We start from the raw sequence: 15,846 nt of genomic DNA, 5'->3' as shown, positions 1-15,846 counted from the left end.
GCCTGCGGTAGAGGAAGGGCCCCTTCTTAACGCCGCTGCCCCGAGCAGGCGTTCTAGGATCGCCGGCATGACAACAGGGACGTTGATCACGGTTGCCCCCACCGGCGCGGAGTCGGCCAAGACGGAGGTGCCGGCGCTGCCGGTGACCCTTGACGAGTTGCTGCTCACCGCGAAGGAGTGCGCGGCGCTGGGCGCCGCCGTGATCCACGTACACATCCGCGACGACCAGGCGCGGCCCACCCTCGACCAGGGCCGGCTGCGCGAGACCGTGGCGGCGCTGCGCGAGAGCACCGACCTGATCGTGCAGCTCTCCACCGGCGGCGCGGTCACCGATCCCGAGGCCGACCGGCTCGCCGTGCTGGACGCCGGGCCGGACATGGCCTCCTGCACCATGGGTACGGTCAACTTCGGCGACGACGTCTTCCTGAACCGCTGGGAGTTCATCGTCGACCTGCACACCCGGATGCAGGAGCGGGGCATCGTGCCGGAGTACGAGATCTTCGACCTCGGCCACCTGACCGCGTTGGAGCGCCTGCTCGGCAGGTACGGCCTGCCGCACGGCGGGCACGTGCACGTCGATTTCGTGATGGGCGTACCCGGTGGTATGCCCGGCAACACGGCGACCCTCGTCGCGGCCCAGCAGATGCTCCGCGACCTGCCGGAGGGCACCACCTTCTCGGCGACCGGCATCGGGCGTACCACGATCCCGGTGCTGCTGGCCGCGCTCTCCGCCGGCGGTCACCTGCGGGTCGGCATGGAGGACACGGTGACGTACGCCAAGGGCCGCCCGGTGGAATCCAACATGCAACTGGTCGCCCGGGCCGTCGGCTTCGCCCAGCTCGCCCAGCGCCCGCCGCTGCATCCCACGGAGGCCCGGCAGCTGCTCGGCTTGTAAGCCACGCCTGGCCGGCACTCCGTTACATCCGGCAGTGGGGTCCCTGCTCACCCCGGTTTCTGGCCCGCCGCTGTCGCCGGTACCGTCCACCCTGTGGGAAAGACGTACGGGGGTGGCGTGCCGCTCGCCGAGGTGATCCGATCCGGCTTCGTGGAGGGCGTACACCGTGGCTCGGTGGTGGTGCTCGACGCCACCGGCGGGGTGCTGGCCGCCGCGGGTGACGTGCACTCGCCGATCTTCCCGCGCTCGTCGAACAAGCCGATGCAGGCGGTCGGCATGCTCCGCGCCGGGCTGCCGTTGACCGACCCCGCCGACCTGGCCCTGGTGGCGGCCAGCCACGCGGGGGAGGAGTTCCACCTGGCCCGGGTCGCCGGCCTGCTCGCGCGCGCCGGGTTCGACGAGGCGGCCCTGCACTGCCCGCCGGAGCTGCCGGTCGGCGAGCAGGCCCGTGTGGCGGTGCTCCGGGCCGGCGGTGGACCGACCCGGCTTCAGATGAACTGTTCCGGCAAGCACGCCGGGATGCTGCTGACCTGCCGAGTGGCCGGCTGGTCGGTGGAGGGGTACTGGCGTCCCGAGCATCCCCTCCAGCAACGACTGCGGGCGGCGATCGAGGAGTTCACCGGTGAGGATGCGGCGGCGGTCGGCGTCGACGGGTGCGGGGCACCGGTGCTGGCCGGGTCGCTGACCGGGCTGGCCCGGGCGTACCTGCGGCTGGTCGAGGCCGAGCCCGACACCGCGCCGGGGCTGGTGGCCGGCGGGATGCGGGCGTACCCGGAAATCGTCGGTGGCACCGAGGCCGACGACACCCGGCTTATGCGCGGCGTACCGGGACTGCTGGCGAAGATCGGCGCGGAGGGCGTCATCGCCGCCGCGCTGCCCGGCGTGGGCGCCGTCGCCCTGAAGATCGACGACGGTGCCGCCCGCCCCCGGATGCCCGTGCTGGTCTCCGCGCTGCACCGGCTCGGCGTCGACGCGCCGGTGCTTGCGGAGTTCGCGGAAACCCCGCTCTTCGGCGGCGGTCTCCCCATCGGCGCCACCCGCCCCCTCTGGTGACCCGCCCGCACCCTGCCGATCTTGCACTCGTGGTCGCTTGTCTGCACCATTTGCAGCCATTTGTCCCGACCGAAAGTGCAAGATCGGCGGGGGTTGCGGGGGTTGCGGGGCTTGCGGGGTGGTGTCAGGGGAGGAAGGTTTGGAGGGCGGTGTTGATGGGGGTGGGGCGTTCCAGGGGGAGTAGGTGGGCGGCGTCGGGGACGTCGGGCAGTCGGTGTGCCCGGGGTGCCGTGGCGGCGATGTGGTCGGCCAGGTGGCGGATGTCGGGTACGTCCGCCGCGCCCGCGGTGACCAGCACCGGCATGGTCAGCTCCCCGAGCCGGCCGATGGCAGGCGGGTCCAGCTCGGTGACGTCCACCGCGCTGAGCGCCAGCTCGGCGGCGAGCGCGCGTTCGTCCATCGCGGTGGCGAAGGCGATCAGGTCCGGATCGACCTGCTCCGGAGCCCGCTCCGGACCGATTACCCAGAAGCGCACCTCGCCCGCCGCGGTGGCGGCGAAATCCTCGGGGTCGACGTCACCCACCAGGCTCTCCCACAGGTCGTTGGTCTGGTCCGACCATTCGTGGCCGGAGACCGCGCTGCCGAGCAGGGCGAGCGCGCTGACCCGGTCCGGGTGGGCCAGGGCGGTGTCGATCGCCACCGCCCCGCCGAACGAGCAGCCGACCAGAGCGGCGTGGGCCAGGCCGAGCGCGTCGAGCAGGCCGGCGACGTCGTCGTGGTGGGCGAACGCCGTCGGCGGCAACTCGGACTCGCCGTAGCCGCGCAGGTCCAGAGCGATCACCCGGTGCCGGGTGGCCAGCGCTTCGATCTGCTCCCGCCACATCCGCCGGTCGGCGATGCCGGCGTGCAGCAGTACGACGGGGGATCCGGCGCCGGCCTCGTCGTACGCCAGCGCCGCGCCATTTACTTCGATCTTGGTCACCGCAGGACCGTACGGCCGGCTACGAGTGGCGCGCAACCGGGCAATGAGACGCTGCTAACTCCGGCAAGCATTCTGCTTGCAGCTGCTAGCAGGGCGAGCTAGCGTTGAGCCATGGCCACTCCCAAGGACCTTCCCGACGTCGGCGGGTTCATTCGTGACCTGCGGCGGAATGCCAAAATCTCGCTGCGGCAGCTCGCCGAGCAGGCGGGCGTCAGCAACCCCTATCTCAGTCAGATCGAGCGGGGTCTGCGTCGGCCCAGTGCGGAGGTTCTCCAGCAGCTCGCCAGCGCGCTGCGGGTCTCCACCCCGGCGATGTACCTGCGAGCCGGGTTGCTCGATGACAAGGAGGGCCAGGGCGTGTTGGCGGCCATCGCGGTCGATCCGGACCTGACCATGGCCCAGAAGCAGTCGCTCACCCAGATCTACGAGACGTTCCGCCGGGAGAACGCCCGGCTCGCCGAGGCGACCGCAGCCGCCGGCCCCGAGGGCGCCGCCAACGCCAACGCCGCCGCTGCCGGCTCTGCCGGCGCCGCGGGTGCCCCCACCACCGCCGGGTTCCCCGGTGCGGGCACCGCGACCGACGTGAGTGGCTCCACCAGTCCCGACCTCACCGCACCCGACGTGGCCAACCTGGCCGCGACCGGGCCCACCACCGCGGGAGGTACCCCGACCGAGGCAGTTCTCGAGTCGGTTGCCGTGACCGAGGCGGGTCCGGCCCCAGCGCCGCCCCGCACCCCTGCCAAGAAGGCCACCCGCAAGGTGGTCCGCAAGGCCGCCGCGACGGCCGATGAGGAGAAGTGATGACCCAGCCGAAGACCAACCGCATCCCCGCTCCGCTCTACGCCGCCGCCGGTGCCGGTGAGCTGGCCTTCGAGCAGCTTCGCAAGCTGCCCTCCGTGGTCAGCGAACTGCGCGACCGGGTCGTCGCCGACGGTGGCCGGGTGGTCAACGACCTCGGTGGCAAGGCCGTGGTCACCGGTTTCGAGCTGCGCCAGAAGGCCAACGACACGCTGCGCAACGCCAACCTGACCACCGGGTCGCTGCGACAGAGGGCCGCCGCCCCGGCCGCCGACCTGGCCAAGCTGCGCGAGGCGGCCGACCTCAACCGGCTGCGCGAGGCGGCCGACCTGACCAAGCTGCGCGAGGCGGCGGACCTCAACCGGTTGCGCGAGGCGGCCGATCTGGCCAAGCTGCGCGAGGCGGCCGACGTCAACCGGCTCCGTGAGGTCGCCGACCTGGACCGGCTGCGGAGCCTGGCCACCCGCAACGCGGCGGTGGTCGTCGCCGGTGCGCACGCCGCCCAGGAGCGGGCGCTCGCCGCCTACGGCGCGCTGGTCGCGCGGGGCGAGCGGGTGGTCGGCACCGGCGTGCTCGAGGCCGCCGAGACGGTGAACGCCGACATCGAGGCCACCGCGGCCACGACGGAGAACGCCGCCGAGCCGGCCGCGACCGCCGACGCCGAGCCGGCGGCGACCGCGACCGCGAAGCCGGCCGTGACCGCCAAGCCGGCGGCCAAGCGGACCGCTGCCGTCAAGCCGACCGCTACCGCCAAGCCGACCGCTACCGCCAAGCGGGCCGCTACCGCCAAGTCGACCGGGACCGCCAAGTCGGCCGAGGTGCCGAGCCCGGCCGAGGTGGCCGAGGTCGTCGAGGCCAAGCCCGCCGCGAAGGCTGCCAGGAAGGCCACCCGCGCCAAGGCGACTCCCGGGCAGCCGGCCGCGAAGCGGACCGCCGCCGCCCCGTCGGCGAAGCTGCCCCGGGCCACCAAGCGGAGCCGTCCGGCCGCCGAGTGACCATCGGGCGAAGCGGCCCGGCGCGCGGTGGTGTGGCCAGCCGATCTCGCGAGCCGCCGGCGACCCCGGGGCCGTCCTGTCGGACGGATCCGGGGTCGTCGGCATAAGCTTGCCGTCATGGCCAACGCCGCGCCGATCTTCGTTTTCGACATCCGCTACGTGATCGACCTGATCCTCTTCGTCTTCGCGCTCGTCGTGCAGGGGATCGCCCTCGTGCACGCCATCACGCAGCGCTCCGACGCCTTCCCCGCCATCGGTACTCTGCCGAAGGCCGGGTGGATCGCGATCCTCGCGGTCACCCTCCTGCTCACCCTGCTCACCCAGACGACGCTCAGCATCTTCGGACTGATCGGCATCGCCGCGGCGCTCATCTATCTGCTCGATGTCCGGGTCGGGCTGCGCGAACTGGGTGACGGTCGAGGGTCCTGGTGAGGTCCTTCCGCTGGCCGCCGCCACCGGACGGCGGCCCGCGGACCTGGGGTCCCGGCCCGGGTGGCCCCCGCAACGGTCGACCCGCGCTACCCGAACCGGAGACCGAGTTGGTCGCCACGCCGCACGGCGTACGGCTGGAGCGGCTGGTCACCGGCACCGGTGACCCGGTCACCGTCTTCGCCCACGGGTTGGGCAACGGCATCGCCACCACCCGTCCCTTCGGCAGCGGCGTCGCCGGTCGGAAGGTCTTCTTCCAGTTCCGGGGTCATGGCCGGTCCGAGGCGCCCGAGGGGCTGTGGAGCTATCTCGACCTCGCCCGGGACCTGCGCGCGGTAGCCGATCTCAGCGGCGCGACCCGGGCTTTCGGGGCGAGTCTCGGCGCGGGCGCGCTGTGTCGCCTGCTCGTGGAGAGCCCGGAGCGCTTCGAGCGGCTCGTCTTCTTCCTCCCCGCCGCCCTCGACCAGCCCCGGGGTCCGATCGCCCGGACGCGGTTGACCGAGCTGCTGACGGCCGTGGAGAGCGGCGACGCCTCGACCGTCGCCGAGGTGGTCGCGGCCGAGCTGCCACCGGCGGTACGCAACACCCCGGCCGGCTGGGCGTACCTGCGGCAGCGACTCGACCACCTGCTGCGGGACGGGCTCGCGGCCGGGCTCGCCGACCTGCCTGGGCAGGCGCCGCTCGCCGCCGCCGGGGCGCTGGCCGCAGTCACTGCGCCGGCCCTGGTCATCGCGTGCGAGGGCGACGAAGTGCACCCGGTGGAGGTCGCCGAGCAACTCGCCGCCGCGCTGCCCCGGGCCACCCTGCACCGGTACGCCCGCCCCGGCGTGCTGTGGACCGAACGCGCCGACCTCCGGGAACGGATCTCCGGCTTTCTCAACGGATAGTCGCACCGTCACAGGCCGGAACACCGGAATCCCGGGATCCCGGACCACCGAATCCCGGAACACCGGAACAACGGAACAACGGACCACCGAATCCCGGAACACCGGAATCCCGGAACACCGGCGGGCACTTCCACCGATAAAAGCTGACTTCAGTTGTCAGGTATCCCTGGCAACCTGCGCCCCATGACTAAACCGTTGATTGGGAAGGTGGCGCTGGTGGCCGGGGCGACCCGGGGCGCGGGGCGGCAGATCGCCGTGCAACTCGGCGCTGCGGGGGCCACCGTCTACGCCACCGGCCGTAGCAGCCGGGCCGGCCGCTCGGAACTGGACCGGCCGGAGACCATCGAGGAGACCGCCGAGCTGGTGACCGAGGCGGGCGGCACCGGCATCGCGGTCCGGGTGGACCACCTGGTACCCGAGCAGGTGCGGGCGCTGGTCGCGCGGATCGACGCCGAACAGGGCCGACTCGACGTGCTGGTCAACGACGTGTGGGGCGCCGATCCACTGATCACCTGGGAGAAGCCGGTCTGGGAGCAGCCGCTGGACGCCGGCTTCCGTACGCTGCGGCTGGCCGTCGACACCCACATCATCACCAGCCACTTCGCACTGCCGCTGTTGACCCGCCGCCCCGGTGGCCTGGTGGTGGAGATCGGCGACGGCACGGCGGCGTACAACGAGCGGAACTACCGGCTCTCGGTCTTCTACGACCTGGCCAAGACCTCGGTCAACCGGCTCGCCTTCAGCTGGGCGCACGAGCTGAAGCCGTACGACGGCACCGCCGTGGCGCTCACCCCGGGCTGGCTACGGTCGGAGGCGATGTTGGAGCACTTCGGTGTCACCGAGGCCAACTGGCGCGACGGTGCGGCAAAGGACCCGCACTTCCTCATCTCCGAGACCCCGGCGTTCGTCGGCCGGGCGGTCGCCGCGCTCGCCGGTGACTCCGACCGGGCCCGCTGGAGCGGCCGGTCGGTCTCCGCCGGTGACCTGGCCAAGGTCTACGGCTTCACCGACGTCGACGGCAGCCGGCCGGACGCGTTCCGCTACATCACCGAGGTGGTCGACGCCGGCAAACCCGCCGACGTCACCGGCTACCGCTGACCGTCACAGGAGTAGCGCGCGGCGGACCGGAACGCCGCCTCGGCCAGCAACGTGCGCAGCTCGGGCGGGTCGAGCACCTCCACCTCCGGACCCAACGCCAGCAGTTGGGTGTACGCCACGTCGACGGATTCGACGGGTAGGCGGGTCGTCACCCAGCCCTGCCCGTCGGGTTCGCCTGCGGCGGCGACCGCCTCCGCGTACCCGAACGGGATGTCGGTCAGGTGCTTGAGCCGGCGCAGGCCGGTGGGGCTCAGCCGGAGTCGCACCTCGGCCCGGAGCATGCTCCGCAGGAACGCCTCGGCCTGCTCCCGCCAGTACCCGGCCAGGTCGAAGCCCGGCTCCCGGTCGAAGGTCTCCTCGTGCTGCTCGACAGCGGTGACCCGGTCCACCCGGTAGGTCCGCAGGTCGTCGCCGACCCGGCCGACGAGGTACCAGATGCCGCTCTTGAGCACCAGGCCGTAGGGGCAGACCCGCCGGGTCACCTCGCGGTCGCCGCGCCGGTAGCTCAGCGTGATCACCCGGTCCGCCCAGACCGCGCCGGCCAGCTCGGCCAGCCAGGCCGGCGGCGCGCTGCGGTGGTACCAGCCCGGCACGTCCAGGTGGAACCGCTGGCCGGTGCGGACGGGGGCGTCCCGCAGGCTCGGCGGCAACGCCGCGAGGACCTTGAGTTCCGCCGCCGCTACCGCGTCGGCGAGCCCCATGTCGCCGGCCGGACCGGGCAGGCCGGCGAGGAAGAGGGCCTCCGCCTCGTCCCGGGTCATCCCGGTCAGCCGGGTCCGGTAACCGCCGAGCAGCCGGTAGCCGCCGGCCCGACCCCGGTCGGCGTAGACCGGCACTCCGGCGGCGGAGAGCGCCAGGACATCCCGGTAGACCGTCCGCTCGGAAACCTCAAGCTCCCGGGCCAGTTCGGCCGCCGTCATCGCCTCCCGCGACTGCAACAGCAGCAGCAGCGAGATCAACCGCGAGGCACGCATCCGCTCACCGGCCCCCGGGGGTGAGCAGACCCCTGTCGTACGCGGTGGCCACCGCCGCCGCCCGGTCGTTGACGCCGAGCTTGGCGTAGACGTGCAGCAAATGGGTCTTGACGGTGGCCTCGCTGATGAAGAGCCGGGCCGCCGCCTCCCGGTTCGACGAGCCACGCGCCACCAGGGTGAGCACCTCCAACTCGCGTTGGCTCAACGGCTCCCCGGCCGGCTGGTTGGGCGCGCGTAGCCGCCCCATCAGCCGACCGGCGACGGTTGGCGAGAGCACCGACTCACCCCGGGCGGCGGCCCGTACCGCCCGGACCAGTTCGTCGCGGGGCGCGTCCTTGAGCAGGTAGCCGGTGGCACCCGCCTCGATCGCCGGCAGCACGTCCGCGTCCGTGTCGTACGTGGTCAGCACCAGCACCTTGGCCGGACTGCCCGACGCGACCAGCCGGCCGATCGCGGTCACCCCGTCCATCCCCGGCATGCGCAGGTCCATCAGCACCACGTCGGGGCTGCTGTTGACGACCATCACAAGCGCCTCGGCACCGTCCGCCGCCTCGCCGACCACCTCGAACCCGGGGTCGCCGGTGAACATGCCGCGTAGCCCGTCCCGCACCACCGGATGGTCGTCGACGATCAGCAGTCGTACCGGCCCGGTCAACCGGCACCTCCGGGCAGCGCCGGTACGGAAGCCGAGATCGCCGTGCCGGCACCGGGCTCGGACTCGATCTCCAGCCGACCGCCGACCCGGGTCACCCGCTGCCGCATGGCGGTCAGCCCGTACCCGCCGTCCGGCTGCGGTGGCACCGAGCCGGCACTGGCGTCGAAGCCGGACCCGTCGTCGCGGACGTCCAGCGTGACCACGTCCGGCATGTACGACAGGGTCAGCCCGACCCGGGACGCCGCCGCGTGCCGGGCCACGTTGGCCAGCGCCTCCTGGGCGGCCCGGAGCAGGGTCACCTCGATCTCCGGATGCAGCGGTCGGGGCGTACCGGTGGTGCTGACCCTGGCCGACACCCCGTGCAGGGCCGACCACCTACCGCCCAGCTCGCTCAACGCGTCGGGCAGCCGGGCGGTCTCCAGCGGTTCCGGGCGGACGGCGCGCACCGAGCGGCGGGCCTCGGTGAGGCTCTCCCGGGCCAGGGCCAGCGCGTTGTCCACGTGCCGGCGCCAGTCGGCGGAGCGGTCCCGGGTCTGCCCGGCCGCCTCCAGTTGGGTGATGATGCCGGTCAGCCCCTGCGCCAGGGTGTCGTGGATCTCCCGGGCCATCCGCTGCCGCTCGTCCAGCACACCCGCCTCCCGGGCCTGGTTGATGAGTTGCGCGTGCAGCCCCTCGTTCTCCCGTGCCGTCTCGGTGAGCTGTCGGTTGGCGGCGGCGAGTTCCGCCACCAGCCGCTTGCGCTTGGCGTCCTCCCGCTCGGCGACGATGCTGAACCAGATCACCGCGCCGGCGACGAGCGAATTGAAGAGCACCAGCACCAGCCAGAGCCGCCAGTCCGAGATGGCGGCGGCGGTGCCCCCGCCCTGCGCGGTGGCGACCAGCACGGCGGTGACGGCCACCCCGGCGATCCGCCACCGCCAGGTCAGCACCGGAAAGGCGTGCAGGTAGCCGATCCAGGCGAAGTAGCCGTACCACGGGCTGGCGACCACAAGCACCGCGCCGAAGGTGAGCAGCCCGGCGTAGTAGACCGCCATCCGCGCGCGCCGGGTCTGCCAGCCGGGATGCAGGGTGATGAACCAGGCGACCCAGCCGGCGGCCGCCGCGACGACGGCCAGGGTGAGCGGCAGCGGGAGGCCGCGGGGTGCCGACGTGACGACGGTCAGCAGCGTGCCCAGGGCCAGCCCGCCGTAGGGCAGCACCCGGTAGAGCGCCGCCTCCCGGGCCTTCCAGGTGGCCAGTACGTCGCCGCCTGCGCCCTTGCCGCTCATCGGTCCCTGCTCTCGCCGCCGCAGGTCATCGGATCCCCGCTCACTCCCAGCGGAACAGTTTCGCCGCGGCTGCACCGGCGACCACCGCGACCACCGCCATTATCCCCAGGTGCAGCGGGTCCGGTGCGGTGCCGGTCCAGGCGTCCAGCAGCGCCTGCACACCGGGCGGCGTGTACGCGCCGATCTCGGCCAGGAAGTCGGGCAGCAGGAACCTCGGCAGGTACGCCCCACCGAAGAACATGATGACCATGAACACCGGGACGGCCAGCGACTGGGCGACCTTGGCCGTGGGCGCGACCGCCGCCACAAGCAGTCCCAGTGCGAGCAGCGCCACCGTGCCGAGGAGCAGGGCCGCCACGAAGCCGAGCGGATGCTGCGGCAGCGGGGAACCGAACGCCAACCGGGCCACCACCGCCAGGAGCACCGCGCTGGCCAGGATGCTGGCCAGCGCCAGTACGAGTTGGGCGGTCAGCAGGGCCAGCGGACTGGCCGGGGTGGTGGCCAGCCGCCGCAGGATGCCACGTTCCCGGTAGGTGGCCAGCACGGTGGGCAGCGCGTTGACCCCGATCATCGCCAGCGTGATCACCAGCAGTGACGGGGTGAAGTAGGTGACGAAGGAGGCTCCGCCGAAGTCCGGACTCGGCTCGCGCAGTGCCGGGATCAGTCCGAGCACCACCAGGATCAGGGTGGGTAGTGCGACGGTGAGCAGCAGCGTCGGGACGTCCCGCAGGTAGAGCTTCGTCTCGGTCTTGAGGATCTGGCCGAAGGCGTGCATGGTGTTCCCCTCAGTCGGCGAGCCGGTGCCCGGTCAGCTCGACGAACGCGTCGTCGAGCGTGCCCTGCTCCAGCCGTAGGTCGGCGGCGATGATCTGGTTGCGGGCGAGCACCGAGGTGACCGCGTGCAGCACGTCGCCGGTGCCGGTCACCACGACCTGGGTGCCACTGCGGGTCACGGCGGAGACCTGCGGCAGTTCGGTGAGCAGCCGGTCGTCCAGCGGTGCGGACGGCCGGAACCGGATCCGCTGCTCCGGTGCCACGGCCGAGACCAGCCCGGCCGGGCTGTCCAGGGCCACCACCCGCCCCTTGTCGATCACGGCGAGGCGGTCACAGAGCCGCTCGGCCTCCTCCATGAAGTGGGTGACCAGCAGGATGGTCACCCCGCGCTCGCGGACCCGCTCGATCAGGCCCCAGGTGTCCCGGCGGGCCTGCGGGTCCAGCCCGGTGGTCAGCTCGTCGAGGATGGCGATCTTCGGGTTGCCGACCAGCGCCAGCGCGATGGAGAGCCGCTGCTTCTGGCCACCGGAGAGCTTGTCGTACGGGGTGTTCCGCTTTCTGTCGAGCCCCAGCTCGTCGATGAGCTGCGCTGGGTCCGCCGGGTCGCGGTAGAACGAGGCGTACAACTCCAGCGCCTCGGCGACCCGGAGCCGGTCGGGCAGTTGGCTCTCCTGGAGCTGCACCCCGACCTGTCGGCGCAGCCGGGCGCCGTCCCGGCGAGGGTCGAGCCCGAGGACCGACACCTCTCCCCCGTCTGGGACGCGCAGCCCGGCGACACACTCCACGGTGGTGGTCTTCCCGGCACCGTTGGGCCCGAGGACGCCGAAGATCTCACCGGCCGCGACGTCGAACGACACGTCGTCCACCGCCACGGTCTCGCCGTACCGCTTGTGCAGGTTGGACACCTCGATGACCGGCATGGCCCCGCCTTTCGCCGCCGTGTTCCGGGTACCACTAAAGGGTCGGGCGAAGGGGCCGGCGACGAATCGACCAGCTGTAGGTGATCTTGGTTGGCTGCGGTTGACCCCACCGATCCGTCAACCGGTTGATGCGGCGGTCAGGCCTTAGGCTTCTCGGCGTGAAGCCATCCGCGATCCCCGGCACCGCCGTGGGCACCGCTCGCCGGTTCGCCGGCGGCGCCGCGCTGCTGCTGCGCGGCATCGGACTGTACGTACGCAATCCCGGCCTGATGCTGCTGGGCGTGGTGCCGGCGCTGATCTCCGGCACGCTCTTCGTCGCCGCGTACGTCACCCTGGTGTTCTTCGTCGGTGACCTGGCCGCCGCGGTGACCCCGTTCGCCGACGACTGGGCGGCGGGGGCCCGGAGCGCGGTCCGGGTGATCGCGGCGCTTGCCTTCCTCGGCCTCGGTGGCCTGCTCGCGGTGCTCACCTTCACCGCCGTCACCCTGGTCATCGGCGACCCGTTCTACGAGAAGATCTCCGAGCAGGTGGAGGAGCGGTACGGCGGCGCGTCCGACTCGGTCGAGGTGCCGTTCTGGCCGTCGCTGCGGCGCAGCATCGTCGACTCGCTGCGCCTGATGGGCCTGGCGGCGCTGGTCGGCATCCCGCTCTTCGCGGCCGGGTTCATCCCGCTGCTCGGGCAGACCGTGGTGCCGGTGATCGGCGCGGCGGTGGGCGGCTGGCTGCTCGCCGTGGAGCTGGTCGGCTCGCCCTTCTACCGGCGAGGCAAGCGGCTGCCGGACCGCCGCGCCGCGCTGAAGGCCGATCGCCCGACCGCGCTCGGCTTCGGGATGGCGGTCTTCGTCTGCTTCCTGATCCCGCTCGGGGCCGTACTGCTCATGCCGGCCGCGGTCGCCGGTGCCACCCTGCTGGCCCGCCGCTCACTCGGCCAACCGATCACGGAGGGGTGACATGGAGACCATCCTGGTCGAGGGGGACATCACGGCCGAGCGGGTGGACGTGGTGGTGAACGCCGCGAACTCGTCGCTGCTCGGCGGCGGAGGCGTCGACGGCGCGATCCACCGCCGGGGCGGACCGGCGATCCTCGCGGAGTGCCAGGCGCTGCGCGCCTCCCGGTACGGCCGGGGACTGCCGACCGGCCAGGCGGTGGCGACCACCGCCGGCAACCTGCCCGCCCGCTGGGTGGTGCACACCGTCGGACCGGTCTGGTCCGCCAGCGAGGACCGCTCGGCACTGCTGCGCGACTGCTACGCCAACAGCCTCGCCGTCGCCGACGAACTCGGCGCGACAAGCATCGCCTTCCCGCTCATCTCCGCCGGAATCTACGGCTGGCCGGTCGACGACGCGGTCCGCCAGGCCCTGTCGGTGCTGCGCGCGGCGGCTCCGGCGCACCTCACCGAGGCCCGGCTGGTGCTGTTCGGCGCCGACACCCACGCCATCGCCGAACGGGTCTACGCGACCGGCTGACCCATCGTTCTCGCTCGGCAGTTTTCGCCAGCCCGGCCAGCCCCCCCGCCCGCGGTACGTCACCACGCTGCCGGTGCTGCCGACCCGCTCTGGGTGCGTTTCTTGTTGTCCCAGCGACAAGAAACGCACCCAGAGCGGGTGGGTGCTGTTGGCGATCAACCGGGCCAGCCGGCCGCCGTCAGGGCGGCGCGGAGTTGGGCCGCGACCTCGTCGGGGCGGTGGCGGACGTCGAAGGCGGTGAACCGCAGGATGCGGTCGCCTTCGATCCAGATGCGGTTCTGCCGACGTAGGTCCGCTGCCCAGTGCCGGACATCCATGTGATGCGCGCCGTCGACCTCCACGTGCAGTCGCCACTGTGGCCAGTAGGCGTCCAGGTAGCGCAGCCGCCCGTCGGTGTCCCGGCGCTGCTGCTGCGAGGTCGGCACCGGAAGCCCATACCGCCGGCAGAGCCGGACCAGGTCGATCTCGGAGAGGGCCTCCGCGCCACCGGCGATGTCGTCCAGCGTCTGCCGGATCAGGGCGTGCCGGCGGACCCGAGGCATCCGCTCCAGCACCATCGCGATCTCCGTCGCGTTCACCCGCCGCTGCTGGCAGCCCGCCGCGAGGACCCGCTGCGCCTGCTCGTCGGTGCCGGCCCACTGCGCCGCGTCCAGCAGGGATCGTGCCATCGAGGTCCGATCAGGCCGACCTCGCTGCTGGTCCTCGGCCGGCAGTTGACGGGTCCGCCGCACCCGGACTGCCGGCAGGCCCAGCGGCAACCGGCGCAGCAGGTCGGCCTGACGACGGTGATGAGGGACCAGCACGTCGACCGTCTCGCACCGCCAGTTGCCCCGCAGTCCGCCCGCCGTCGCCGCTGCCAGCCCGGCGAGCATTGCGCCCGGTCCGGCAGCCAGCACCGCCACCCACCACGCCTGCTCCGGGCGGTACGGCTCACCGGGCGGCGCCGCCCGCAGGATGCCGCGACAGACCCGGCTCCAGCGGCCGGTTGCCAGCAGGTGCCGTACCTTCGCCGGGGTCAGTTCGGCGCTCGCCTGTGCCCAGCTGAGCATCCCTGCCTGCTCGAACAGCAACCATTGCAGGGCGCTCGCGTCGTCCCTCGGTATTCGCACCGGTCGATTGCACCGCAATGTGGGTGCGTTTGTTGTCGTCCCAGCGACAACAAACGCACCCAGTAGCTGTCCCGCGTTGGATCAGGTGGCCGGTACGGCGGCGACCGCCTCGACCTCGACGAGTTGGTCGGCGTACCCGAGCACGGCCACGCCGAGCAGGGTGCTGGGCGGATCGTGGTCACCGAAGGCGTCCCGGACCACCTCCCAGACCGTGACCAGGTCCTCCTGCCGCGACGAGGCCACGTACACGGTGGTCTTGACCACGTCGGCGAGCCGTGCGCCGGCGGCGGCGAGGGCGGTCTTTAGGTTCGCCATCACCTGCCGGGCCTGGGCGGCGTGATCGCCCGGGGCGACGGTCCGACCGTCGGCGTCCAGCGGGCAGGCGCCGGCGGTGAAGACCAGGCGGGCGGGCGGATCGACGGTGGCCAGGTAGGCGTACTCGGCGACGTCGGAGAGCGCGGGAACGTGCGGCAGTCGTACCGGATGGGGCATGGGCGGCAGGTTAGCCGCCCGGGATCGCCCGTGGCGACCTGTTAAAAGGGGGCCCTTCCTATACCCGAGGCGTTAACCGGGGGCCCTTCCTTACACCTCAGGCGGATTCGCGGATGACCAGTTCGGTGGGGAGGATGAGGGCGGGCTCGACCTGCTCGCCGGCGGCGAGGCGGAGCAGCAGCCGGGTGCCCTGCCGGCCGAGTTCCAGTATCGGCTGCCGGACGGTGGTCAGCGGTGGATCGGTGTACGCGGCGGTCTCGATGTCGTCGAAACCGACCACCGCCACGTCGTCCGGGATCCGCCGTCCCGCCTCGCGCAGCGTACGCATGGCGGCGTGCGCCATCAGGTCCGATGCGGCGAAGACCGCGTCCAGGTCGGGGTGGGCGGCGAGCAGCTCGCGCATCGCCGCCGCCCCGGACTCCCTGGTGAAGTCGCCGAGCGCCACCATCTCCGGCAGCCCGGCGGCGACCACCGTGTCGCGGTAGCCGGCCAGCCGTTCGATCCCGGCGACCATGTCCTGCGGGCCGGCGATGGTGGCGATCCGTCGCCGGCCGCTCTCGATCAGGTGCCGTACCGCCCGGGTGACCCCGCCGACCTGGTCGACGTCGATGTACGGCACGTCCGCGCCGTCCAGCGGGCGACCGCTGCACACCACCGGGATGCCCAGCGCGGCGAGCTTGGCGGGCAGCGGATCGGCGCCGTGCAGCGAGGCGAAGAGCACCCCGTCGACGTGCCGGCCGGTGGTGTACCGCTCGACCCGTTCGTGCCCGGCCGGCGAACCGGCCAGCATCAGCACCAACTGCTTGTCGGCGGCCTCCAGCTCCTGCGCGGCGCCCCGGATGATCCCCGGGAAGACCTGGTCGTCGGAGAAGACCCGGGTGGCCTCTTCGGGCATGACCAGGGCGATCGAATCGGTCCGCTGGGTGACCAGGGTGCGCGCGGCCAGGTTCGGCACGTACCCCAATTCGGCCACCGCCTGGCGGACTGCCTCCTGGATTGGCTCGGCGACCGTGGTCGAGCCGTTTACCACCCGGGAGACGGTGGCCCGGGACACTCCGGCCCGCCGTGCCACCGCTTCCAGAGTGGGCCGCTGCGCCCCCGTCATAGGAG

The 15,846-nt window shown here is 72.6% G+C and carries 18 protein-coding genes; 9 read left to right on the top strand and 9 right to left on the bottom strand.

The features are described 5' to 3' along the window. The first annotated feature begins 67 nt into the window (after positions 1–67). Together AC507J_RS14845 and AC507J_RS14840 are read left to right on the top strand one after the other, a co-directional pair. Positions 68–895 carry a beta-keto acid cleavage family enzyme gene (locus tag AC507J_RS14845; protein ID WP_496289734.1) on the top strand — a complete coding sequence of 276 codons (828 nt, stop codon included), beginning with the start codon at positions 68–70 and terminating at the stop codon, positions 893–895. A 93-nt stretch (positions 896–988) separates the two neighbouring features. Then, positions 989–1,948 carry an asparaginase gene (locus AC507J_RS14840; RefSeq protein ID WP_496289733.1) on the top strand — a complete coding sequence of 320 codons (960 nt, stop codon included), beginning with the start codon at positions 989–991 and terminating at the stop codon, positions 1,946–1,948. Positions 1,949–2,072: 124 nt separating this feature from the next. On the opposite strand, the gene AC507J_RS14835 is transcribed toward AC507J_RS14840, so the two are convergent. Further along, a complete protein-coding gene (locus tag AC507J_RS14835; protein ID WP_496289732.1) occupies positions 2,073–2,870 on the bottom strand; it encodes an alpha/beta fold hydrolase in 798 nt (265 codons plus the stop codon). Positions 2,871–2,981: 111 nt separating this feature from the next. Here AC507J_RS14835 and AC507J_RS14830 point away from each other — a divergent pair, with 111 nt between their 5' ends. The 5 genes from AC507J_RS14830 (at position 2,982) to AC507J_RS14810 (ending at position 7,077) form a co-directional block, all read left to right on the top strand. Beyond that, complete coding sequence (locus tag AC507J_RS14830) at positions 2,982–3,671, top strand: helix-turn-helix domain-containing protein (RefSeq protein ID WP_496289731.1); 690 nt, start codon at positions 2,982–2,984, stop codon at positions 3,669–3,671. Continuing rightward, positions 3,671–4,663 carry a hypothetical protein gene (locus AC507J_RS14825; RefSeq protein ID WP_496289730.1) on the top strand — a complete coding sequence of 331 codons (993 nt, stop codon included), beginning with the start codon at positions 3,671–3,673 and terminating at the stop codon, positions 4,661–4,663. Before AC507J_RS14830 ends, AC507J_RS14825 begins: the two co-directional genes overlap by 1 nt. 117 nt (positions 4,664–4,780) lie before the next feature. Continuing rightward, entirely contained in the window at positions 4,781–5,095 is a 315-nt protein-coding gene (locus AC507J_RS14820) for a DUF2516 family protein (RefSeq protein WP_341717814.1), read from the top strand. Beyond that, positions 5,092–5,979, top strand: a complete 888-nt coding sequence (locus AC507J_RS14815) for an alpha/beta fold hydrolase (protein WP_496289729.1) — start codon at positions 5,092–5,094, stop codon at positions 5,977–5,979. The genes AC507J_RS14820 and AC507J_RS14815 overlap by 4 nt, the downstream gene beginning before the upstream one ends. Positions 5,980–6,162: 183 nt before the next feature. After that, positions 6,163–7,077 carry an SDR family oxidoreductase gene (locus AC507J_RS14810; RefSeq protein ID WP_496289728.1) on the top strand — a complete coding sequence of 305 codons (915 nt, stop codon included), beginning with the start codon at positions 6,163–6,165 and terminating at the stop codon, positions 7,075–7,077. Here AC507J_RS14810 and AC507J_RS14805 read toward each other — a convergent pair. Genes AC507J_RS14805 through AC507J_RS14785 form a run of 5 tightly spaced genes read right to left on the bottom strand, consistent with a single transcriptional unit; the run spans position 7,068 to position 11,668 of the window. After that, positions 7,068–8,051, bottom strand: a complete 984-nt coding sequence (locus AC507J_RS14805; RefSeq protein WP_496289727.1) for a helix-turn-helix transcriptional regulator — start codon at positions 8,049–8,051, stop codon at positions 7,068–7,070. The two genes, AC507J_RS14810 and AC507J_RS14805, sit on opposite strands and share 10 nt — an antisense overlap. 4 nt (positions 8,052–8,055) lie before the next feature. Continuing rightward, a complete protein-coding gene (locus AC507J_RS14800; protein WP_496289726.1) occupies positions 8,056–8,706 on the bottom strand; it encodes a response regulator in 651 nt (216 codons plus the stop codon). After that, positions 8,703–9,974 carry a sensor histidine kinase gene (locus AC507J_RS14795; protein WP_496289725.1) on the bottom strand — a complete coding sequence of 424 codons (1,272 nt, stop codon included), beginning with the start codon at positions 9,972–9,974 and terminating at the stop codon, positions 8,703–8,705. The genes AC507J_RS14800 and AC507J_RS14795 overlap by 4 nt, the downstream gene beginning before the upstream one ends. 40 nt (positions 9,975–10,014) lie before the next feature. After that, positions 10,015–10,749: an ABC transporter permease gene (locus AC507J_RS14790; protein ID WP_496289724.1), complete on the bottom strand. Its 735-nt coding sequence runs from the start codon at positions 10,747–10,749 to the stop codon at positions 10,015–10,017. 10 nt (positions 10,750–10,759) lie between these two features. Next, on the bottom strand, positions 10,760–11,668 hold the full coding sequence (locus AC507J_RS14785) for an ABC transporter ATP-binding protein (protein ID WP_496289723.1): 909 nt from the start codon (positions 11,666–11,668) through the stop codon (positions 10,760–10,762). Between the two features lie 173 nt (positions 11,669–11,841). Between AC507J_RS14785 and AC507J_RS14780 the strand changes: the two genes are divergently transcribed. Both AC507J_RS14780 and AC507J_RS14775 read left to right on the top strand, forming a co-directional pair. Next, positions 11,842–12,618 (top strand): EI24 domain-containing protein, encoded by a 777-nt coding sequence (locus AC507J_RS14780; RefSeq protein ID WP_496289812.1) that lies wholly within the window; start codon positions 11,842–11,844, stop codon positions 12,616–12,618. A 1-nt stretch (position 12,619) separates the two neighbouring features. Beyond that, complete coding sequence (locus tag AC507J_RS14775; protein ID WP_496289722.1) at positions 12,620–13,135, top strand: O-acetyl-ADP-ribose deacetylase; 516 nt, start codon at positions 12,620–12,622, stop codon at positions 13,133–13,135. A gap of 155 nt (positions 13,136–13,290) precedes the next feature. Here the strand turns inward: AC507J_RS14775 and AC507J_RS14770 are convergent, their stop codons facing one another. From AC507J_RS14770 to AC507J_RS14760, 3 genes are all read right to left on the bottom strand, one after another. Further along, entirely contained in the window at positions 13,291–14,244 is a 954-nt protein-coding gene (locus tag AC507J_RS14770; protein WP_496289721.1) for an endonuclease domain-containing protein, read from the bottom strand. A gap of 81 nt (positions 14,245–14,325) precedes the next feature. After that, positions 14,326–14,736, bottom strand: a complete 411-nt coding sequence (locus AC507J_RS14765; protein ID WP_496289720.1) for a RidA family protein — start codon at positions 14,734–14,736, stop codon at positions 14,326–14,328. A 97-nt stretch (positions 14,737–14,833) separates the two neighbouring features. Then, positions 14,834–15,841, bottom strand: a complete 1,008-nt coding sequence (locus AC507J_RS14760; protein WP_496289719.1) for a LacI family DNA-binding transcriptional regulator — start codon at positions 15,839–15,841, stop codon at positions 14,834–14,836. Positions 15,842–15,846 lie beyond the last annotated feature (5 nt).

It is taken from the genome of Micromonospora sp. PRAS1 (assembly GCF_059553435.1).
This window is presented reverse-complemented; position numbering and strand designations above follow the sequence as displayed.

Excerpts from the sequence above, each read along its gene's own strand:
- AC507J_RS14845 (WP_496289734.1), top strand. The coding sequence starts at position 68 with ATGACAACAGGGACGTTGATCACGGTTGCCCCCACCGGCGCGGAGTCG.
- AC507J_RS14830 (WP_496289731.1), top strand. The coding sequence starts at position 2,982 with ATGGCCACTCCCAAGGACCTTCCCGACGTCGGCGGGTTCATTCGTGAC.
- AC507J_RS14825 (WP_496289730.1), top strand. The coding sequence starts at position 3,671 with ATGACCCAGCCGAAGACCAACCGCATCCCCGCTCCGCTCTACGCCGCC.
- AC507J_RS14820 (WP_341717814.1), top strand. The coding sequence starts at position 4,781 with ATGGCCAACGCCGCGCCGATCTTCGTTTTCGACATCCGCTACGTGATC.
- AC507J_RS14810 (WP_496289728.1), top strand. The coding sequence starts at position 6,163 with ATGACTAAACCGTTGATTGGGAAGGTGGCGCTGGTGGCCGGGGCGACC.
- AC507J_RS14805 (WP_496289727.1), bottom strand. The coding sequence starts at position 8,051 with ATGCGTGCCTCGCGGTTGATCTCGCTGCTGCTGCTGTTGCAGTCGCGG.
- AC507J_RS14795 (WP_496289725.1), bottom strand. The coding sequence starts at position 9,974 with ATGAGCGGCAAGGGCGCAGGCGGCGACGTACTGGCCACCTGGAAGGCC.
- AC507J_RS14790 (WP_496289724.1), bottom strand. The coding sequence starts at position 10,749 with ATGCACGCCTTCGGCCAGATCCTCAAGACCGAGACGAAGCTCTACCTG.
- AC507J_RS14785 (WP_496289723.1), bottom strand. The coding sequence starts at position 11,668 with ATGCCGGTCATCGAGGTGTCCAACCTGCACAAGCGGTACGGCGAGACC.
- AC507J_RS14775 (WP_496289722.1), top strand. The coding sequence starts at position 12,620 with ATGGAGACCATCCTGGTCGAGGGGGACATCACGGCCGAGCGGGTGGAC.
- AC507J_RS14765 (WP_496289720.1), bottom strand. The coding sequence starts at position 14,736 with ATGCCCCATCCGGTACGACTGCCGCACGTTCCCGCGCTCTCCGACGTC.
- AC507J_RS14760 (WP_496289719.1), bottom strand. The coding sequence starts at position 15,841 with ATGACGGGGGCGCAGCGGCCCACTCTGGAAGCGGTGGCACGGCGGGCC.